The organism is Streptomyces sp. MB09-02B (genome assembly GCF_033794485.1).
Lineage (GTDB): Bacteria > Actinomycetota > Actinomycetes > Streptomycetales > Streptomycetaceae > Streptomyces.
The window spans coordinates 1-6,604 of sequence record NZ_JARGEE010000455.1 but is presented as its reverse complement, the minus strand read 5'-3'; the positions used below and the strand labels follow the sequence as shown (position 1 = coordinate 6,604).

Genomic DNA, 6,604 nt, shown 5'->3' with positions numbered 1-6,604 from the left:
TGGGCTCGGAGATTTTTATAACAGACCGACCCGTACCACCCGGCGGCAGCCACCCGCAGAAAGGCCCACCCGATGCCCCGCGATCTCGACCCGGGCTCCACCATCTACTTCACCCTGACGATCGACGGCGAGAGCCTCGGTTACTTCAACGGGTGCGAGGGCCTGTCCTCGACGGTGGAGATCGAGCACCGCCAGGAGGGCGGGAACAACGGGTTCGTCTGGCAGTTCCCGTCGCGCGTGACGTTCTCGAACATCCGGTTGACGAGGCCGCTCACCCCGGACACGGCGAAGGTCGCGGCGTGGATCTCGTCCGTGGCGACGGGCGTGAAGCGCCCGACCGCCCAGATCGCGGCGCTGCGCGCGGACGGCTCGGAGGTGGCGCACTGGGGGCTGATCGACGTCCTGCCGGTGAGCTGGCAGGGGCCCTCCCTGGACCCGGCGAACCCGAGCGTGGCGACCGAGGTCCTGGAGATCACGCACCACGGATTCACGGACTGAGGGCGGGGGACGGATCATGGCGAAAGGCAGCAAGGGCGGCGCGGGCAAGAGCCTCGTGCGGGCCACCCTGGCCATCCACGAGCCGCCGGTCGGGACGAGCACGACCCCCGGCGGACTGATCAGGACGTTCAGCTTCGAGTTCAACCCGGCGGAGCTGACGCTGCGCCAGGGCGCCCAGTGGAAGACCACGATCAGCGCGGCCGTGCGGGACGGCGCGCTGCCGGAGTTCATGGGGCCCGAGGCCCGGCAGATGAACGTCGAGATCTTCCTCGACTCCTCCGCCAAGCCGAGCGGCACCACGGTGCTGAAGAAGGTGGAGTCGCTGCTGTCGTGCTGCGAGGTGACGTCCAAGAGCCTCGCCGCGAAGCAGCCGTCGCCGCCCTGGGTGGTGTTCCAGTGGGGGTCGTTCTCGACGGCCCGCTTCACGGCGTACGTCAGTTCCGTGGACGTCACCTACTCCCTGTTCGGGACGACCGGCGTGCCGATCCGGGCCACCTGCCGGCTGTCGCTGCACGAGATACCCAGCACCACCAAGGGGCAGAACCCGACGTCCGGCGCGCTGACCGCGCGGAGTGTGCACCGGGTCGTCGCGGGCGACTCGCTGCAGTCGCTGGCGTGGCGGGAGTACGGCAACGCGTCCGCGTGGCGGGCGATCGCGGAGGCCAACGGCATCGACGACCCCACCCGGCTGCCCACCGGCATCGAACTCGTCCTGCCGGCCGCCGAGGAGGTCGGTTTCTGATGGTGAAGCCGTCCTTCTCCAACGTCATCCACGTCACCCTCGACGGCGCGAAACTGCCGACGGAGTACGCCGATCTGCTGGTCGGCGGCTGGGTCGACCTCGGGGCCGGGGTGCCGGGCGCGTTCCGGCTCACCTTCCGGGACCCGCACGGGCTGCTGCTCGGCAAACTGAACGTCAGGTTCGGCATGAAGGTCGTCATCGCGCCCGTCGCCGACGGCCAGGGCGCGGGCACCCCGCTGCTCACCGGCGAGGTCACCGGCATGGAGACCGACTACGACGGCACCGGCACCTTCACCGTCGTGCGCGGCTACGACCCGGGGCACCGGCTGATGCGGGTGCGCAGGGTGGCGGCGTACCGCAACCAGACGGCCTCCGACATCGCCCGCAAGCTGGCCGGGATGAACGGCATCCCCGTCGGACAGGTGCAGGGCACCAGGACGGTCTACGACTTCATCTCGCAGTCCAACGTGACGGACTGGGACTTCCTCGCGCGGCTCGCCGACGAGAACGAGATGGTGATGTCGCTGGACTCGAAGGGGAAGTTCCAGTTCGTCAAGCCGAAGCCGGCGTCCGGCGCGCCCCCGACGAGCACCCCCGGCGAGAAGAGCCCGTTCGTGCTCCAGGCCGGGGTGGACATCCTGCGCTGCCGGGCCGCCGTCACCGCCGCCGACCAGGTCGGCCGGGTCGAGGCACGCGGCTGGAACGTCACGACGAAGAAGAAGCTGACGGCGACCACCCCGGCGAACGACAACCCCGGTATCGCCATCGGCACCACCCCGCAGAAGGCGGCGGGCGCCTTCAAGACGGCGAAGCTGGTGGAGACCGACACGCCGTACGACCTGCAGACCGAGGTCACGCACGCGGCCGCCTCCCTCGCGGACGACATCACCTCGTCCTTCGCCGAGCTGGAGGTCACCGTGCGCGGCAACCCGAAGCTGCGGCCCGGGGTGCCCGTCACGCTCACCGAGGTGGGCACCCCGTTCGAGGGCAAGTACACCTGCACCTCCGTACGGCACTCCTTCGGCGACGGCAGCCACTACGAGACCTGGGTGACCGTCAGCGGACGGCAGTGGCGCTCCCTGTTCGGCCTGACCTCGGGCGGCACCTCCGCCGCGCCCCGGCTGCCCGGTGTGGCCAACGCCCTGGTCACCGACGTCCAGGATCCGCTGAAGCAGGGCCGGGTGAAGCTCCAGTTCCCGTGGCTGGACGACACCTACGTCAGCGACTGGACGCGGACCGTGCAGATGGGCGGCAAGGGCGGCGGCGGGATCTTCCCGCTGGACGTCGGCGACGAGGTGCTGGTCGCCTTCGACCGGGGCGCGCTGGACCACCCGTTCGTGATCGGCGGCCTCTACAACGGCGTCGACAAGCCGACGCCGGTGAAGGACGTGTGGCTGCACGACCCGGTGAAGAAGAAGGCGATCCGGCACACCCTGTCGGACCGCGAGGGCAACCGGGTCGACCTGCTCAGCCAGCAGACGGGCCTGCGCAAGCAGGGCGTACGGATCGCCAGCGGCAACGACCGGCTGATCATCAACCTGGACCGGACGAAGACCGAGATCACCGTGGACAGCAAGGGCGCCGTCAGCATCACGGGCGGCACCTCGGTGTCCGTGAAGGCGGGCACCGATCTGACGCTGAGCGCGCTGCGGTCCGTGACCATCCGCAGCGGCGGCCCGCTCAACCTCCAGGGCCAGGGCATGGTCGGCCTGAGGTCGCTGGGCGGCGCGGTCAACATCAACGCGGTCGGCGCGCTCGCCATGAACGCGGCGGGCGCCGCGACGATCAGCGCGGCCGGAACCGTGCAGATCAACGCCGTCGGGCAGGCGGCGCTGCGCGCGGCCAACGTCGACATCACGGGCATCGTGCTGGTCAACAAGAAGCCGTATCCGATCCCGTGACGGCCGTCGTCCGCACCTCCCCACGTCCACACGTCCGCTCCCCACGTCCACACATCCACACGTCCGCCGAGCAGTCGTACGTTCCAGAAAGAGGGGTGGCCCGCTGATGGCCGAGCAGTTCGTCGGATCCGGCTGGGCGTTCCCGTTGCGCATCGGGCCCACCGGGGGCATCGCCCTGGTCAGCGGGGAGCGCGAGGTCGAGGAGGCCATCCGGCTCGTCCTGGCCACCGCGCCGGGCGAGCGGCCGATGCGCCCCGAGTTCGGCTGCGCCATCCACGACCTGGTGTTCGCGCCGGTCAACGAGGCCACCGCCGGCCGGATCCAGCACGAGGTGTACGCGAGCCTCGACCGCTGGGAGCCGCGGATCGAGGTGACCGACGTCGAGGTGACGGCGGGCGCCGACCAGGGCGTCCTCTTCATCGACGTCCGCTACGCGATCCGCGGCACCAACAACCCGCGCAGCCTGGTCTTCCCGTTCTACGTCATCCCGTCCCACGACGAGCCGGACCTGGCCCCCGGGGGTTCCGAGGGCTCCGACCGTCCCGACTTTCCCGACCGTCCCGAAAGCGACCGCTGATGGCCCTGCCCTCCCCGAACCTCGACGACCGCCGCTTCCAGCAGTTCGTCGACGACGCCAAGCGCTATATCCAGCAGCGGGCCCCGGAGTGGACCGACCACAACGTCTCCGACCCCGGCGTCACCCTGGTGGAGACGGTCGCCCACATGGCGGACCAGATCGTCTACCGGCTCAACCGGGTGCCGGAGAAGAACCATCTGGCGTTCCTGGACCTGGTGGGCATCACCCTGTTCCCGCCCTCGGCCGCCCGCACGGACGTGACGTTCTGGCTGTCGGCGCCGCAGGAGGAGCCGGTGCCGCTGCCGGTGGGCACCGAGGTGGCGACCGTGCGCACCGAGAGCGAGGAGGCGGTGGTCTTCACCACCGAGCGCGAACTGGACGTCGTCCCCTGCGCGTTGCGGCACCTGGTGACCCAGCGCCCGGGTGAACCCGTGGCCGACCGGACCTCCGACCTCGCCGAGGGCAAGGACCTGATGTGCTTCGCCGAGTCCCCGCGGCCCGGCGACTGCATGCTGTTCGGGCTGACGGCGGCCGTGCCGCACTGCGCGGTCGTGCTGGAGTTGGACAGCGTGGTCGACGGTGTCGGCGTGGACCCCCGGCAGCCGCCGCTGGTCTGGGAGGCGTGGACCGAGGACGGCTGGACGGCGTGCGAGGTCGACCGCGACGGCACGGGCGGCCTGAACCGTCCGGGCGAGGTCGTCCTGCACATGCCCGGCGGCCACACCCTGTCCCGCACCGGCGGCCAGGAGGCGGGCTGGCTGCGCTGCCGGGTCACCGAACCCCTGCCCGGCCAGCCCTTCTACACCACCTCGCCGACCGTCCGCGCCGCCGAGGCCTTCACCATCGGCGGCACCACCACCGTCGTCCACGCCGAGACCGTCTACGACGAGGCGCTCGGCGAGTCCACCGGCCTGCCCGGACAGCGGCTGCGTCTCGCGCACTTCCCGGTGGTCGGCGACACCCCGCCCGTCCTCCTCCAGACCGCCGAGCACGACGGCTGGACCGACTGGGACGTCGTCCCGTCCTTCGCCGCGTCCACCTCCTACGACCGCCACATCACCCTGGACCCGGCCACCGGCGAGATCGCCTTCGGCCCGGCGGTGCGGGAGCCCGACGGGAGCCTGCGCCAGTACGGGGCCGTCGCGCCCAAGGGGTCCGTCATCCGCGCGGTGCGCTACCGCACCGGCGGGGGCCGGGCCGGCAATGTGGCCCGGGGCGCCATCCGGGTGCTGCGCACCTCCGTGCCGTACGTCTCCGAGGTCGTCAACCGGGAGGCCGCGCGCGGCGGTGTCGACGCGGAGACCGTGGAGGAGGCGAAGGTCCGGGCGCCGATCACCCTGCGCGCCCAGGAACGCGCGGTGACCCTGCGCGACTACGAGGAACTCGCCCGCCGCGCGGCCCCTGAGACCGCCCGCATCACCTGCCTGGAGGGCGAGGAGGGCGATCACGGGGCTTACGCGGTACGGGTGTTGGTGGTGCCCCAGGCCGTCCCGGACCCGGGCGGCCGACTCCGCTTCGAGCAACTCGTCCCCGGCGACGCCCTGTTGCGCCGCATCACCCGCCACCTGGACGAACGCCGCCTGATCGGCACGCGGTTGGCCGTCGGGCCGCCCTTCTACCAGGGCGTCACGGTCGTCGCCACGCTGCACGCGTTCCGGGGCGTGGACACCGACCGGGTCCGCCGCCAGGCCCACGACGCGCTCTACCGCCACCTCGACCCGCTGACCGGCGGCGCCGACGGCCGGGGCTGGCCCTTCGGCCGCCCCGTCCAGTCCGGCGAGGTCTTCGCCGTCCTCCAGCGCGTCCCCGGCGTCGAACTCGTCGACGACGTCCAGCTCCACCCCGCCGACCCCCTCACCGGCAAACGCGGCGACCCCACCAACCGCATCGACCTCTCACCCCCGTCCCTGGTGTTCAGCTTCGACCACCGGGTCCGCGTGATCGGGGACAAGCAGTGAGAGACCTCGACGCCACCGCGCCCCGTATCGGGGCGCAGCCCCGTAAGGGGCGCGGGGCTGTGACATATGCGGCTCCGCCGCGTGGGCGCGATCAGCCACGACGCACCCGCAGCCGCCAACGCACCACTCCCCCCGAGCTACTGGGCGGCCCGATATGAGGGGCTCCATAGACGGCCTCGGCTCCTCGCACCCCATCGGCACCATGCTCCCCGCCGTGTTCGCCGACGACGACCTCGCCCAACGCTTCGTCGGCGGCCTCGACGACGTCCTCGCCCCGATCCTCTCCGTCCTCGACTGCCTGGACTCCTACTTCACGCCGTCCCTCGCCCCCGTCGACTTCACCCAGTGGCTCGCAGGCTGGGTCGGCGCCGAGACGGACGGCACGGAACCGGAGGACCGCCTGCGCGCCGCGGTCGCCGCCGCCGCGTACCTGCACCGCGTACGCGGCACCCGGCGCGGCCTGTCCGAGGCCGTGCGCCTGGTCTTCGGCGTGACCCCGGAGATCACCGAGAGCGGCGCCGCCACCTGGGACGCCCGCCCCCTCGGACCGGTCCCGGGCGAGCCCCGACCGCGCCTGCACGTGGCCCTGCGCCTGCCCGACCCGACCCCGGCGGACGAACACCGGCTGGACAGCCTCGTCGCCGCCGCCCGCCCCGCCCACATGCCGTACACGGTCCAGGTGACCGCCGCCGAAAGGATCCCCGAGAGATGACCAGCCCGACCCCCGGCACCGGCCGGGCCCAGAGCTGCGCCGAATGCGGAACCCGCGGGGAGCCCGGCCAGTCCTTCTGCGACGCGTGCGGCGCGGTACTCGGCTGGTCCGGCACCTGCCCCTCCTACCAACCATACCCCCCACACCAATAACCCCTGTCAGATCTCCAAGGACGCCACACACAAAAAAAAAAAAAAAAACCACCCCCACTCAAGC

General features: G+C 71.7%; 6 protein-coding genes. All 6 read left to right on the top strand.

The annotated features are described in order from the left end of the window. Positions 1-72: 72 nt before the first annotated feature. A complete protein-coding gene (locus tag P1P70_RS37670; RefSeq protein WP_319109864.1) occupies positions 73-498 on the top strand; it encodes a phage tail protein in 426 nt (141 codons plus the stop codon). A 16-nt stretch (positions 499-514) separates the two neighbouring features. Beyond that, positions 515-1,240 carry a LysM peptidoglycan-binding domain-containing protein gene (locus P1P70_RS37665; RefSeq protein ID WP_215449105.1) on the top strand — a complete coding sequence of 242 codons (726 nt, stop codon included), beginning with the start codon at positions 515-517 and terminating at the stop codon, positions 1,238-1,240. Further along, positions 1,240-3,141 carry a VgrG-related protein gene (locus P1P70_RS37660; RefSeq protein ID WP_319245785.1) on the top strand — a complete coding sequence of 634 codons (1,902 nt, stop codon included), beginning with the start codon at positions 1,240-1,242 and terminating at the stop codon, positions 3,139-3,141. The genes P1P70_RS37665 and P1P70_RS37660 overlap by 1 nt, the downstream gene beginning before the upstream one ends. A gap of 106 nt (positions 3,142-3,247) precedes the next feature. Beyond that, complete coding sequence (locus P1P70_RS37655; RefSeq protein WP_060883216.1) at positions 3,248-3,718, top strand: GPW/gp25 family protein; 471 nt, start codon at positions 3,248-3,250, stop codon at positions 3,716-3,718. Next, positions 3,718-5,676 (top strand): putative baseplate assembly protein, encoded by a 1,959-nt coding sequence (locus P1P70_RS37650; protein WP_319245783.1) that lies wholly within the window; start codon positions 3,718-3,720, stop codon positions 5,674-5,676. The genes P1P70_RS37655 and P1P70_RS37650 overlap by 1 nt, the downstream gene beginning before the upstream one ends. A 154-nt stretch (positions 5,677-5,830) precedes the next feature. Beyond that, entirely contained in the window at positions 5,831-6,388 is a 558-nt protein-coding gene (locus tag P1P70_RS37645; RefSeq protein ID WP_319245781.1) for a phage tail protein, read from the top strand. Positions 6,389-6,604 lie beyond the last annotated feature (216 nt).

Bases quoted from the DNA above. Each gene is read 5' to 3' on its own strand.
- P1P70_RS37670 (WP_319109864.1), top strand. From the start codon at position 73: ATGCCCCGCGATCTCGACCCGGGCTCCACCATCTACTTCACCCTGACG.
- P1P70_RS37665 (WP_215449105.1), top strand. From the start codon at position 515: ATGGCGAAAGGCAGCAAGGGCGGCGCGGGCAAGAGCCTCGTGCGGGCC.
- P1P70_RS37660 (WP_319245785.1), top strand. From the start codon at position 1,240: ATGGTGAAGCCGTCCTTCTCCAACGTCATCCACGTCACCCTCGACGGC.
- P1P70_RS37655 (WP_060883216.1), top strand. From the start codon at position 3,248: ATGGCCGAGCAGTTCGTCGGATCCGGCTGGGCGTTCCCGTTGCGCATC.
- P1P70_RS37650 (WP_319245783.1), top strand. From the start codon at position 3,718: ATGGCCCTGCCCTCCCCGAACCTCGACGACCGCCGCTTCCAGCAGTTC.
- P1P70_RS37645 (WP_319245781.1), top strand. From the start codon at position 5,831: ATGAGGGGCTCCATAGACGGCCTCGGCTCCTCGCACCCCATCGGCACC.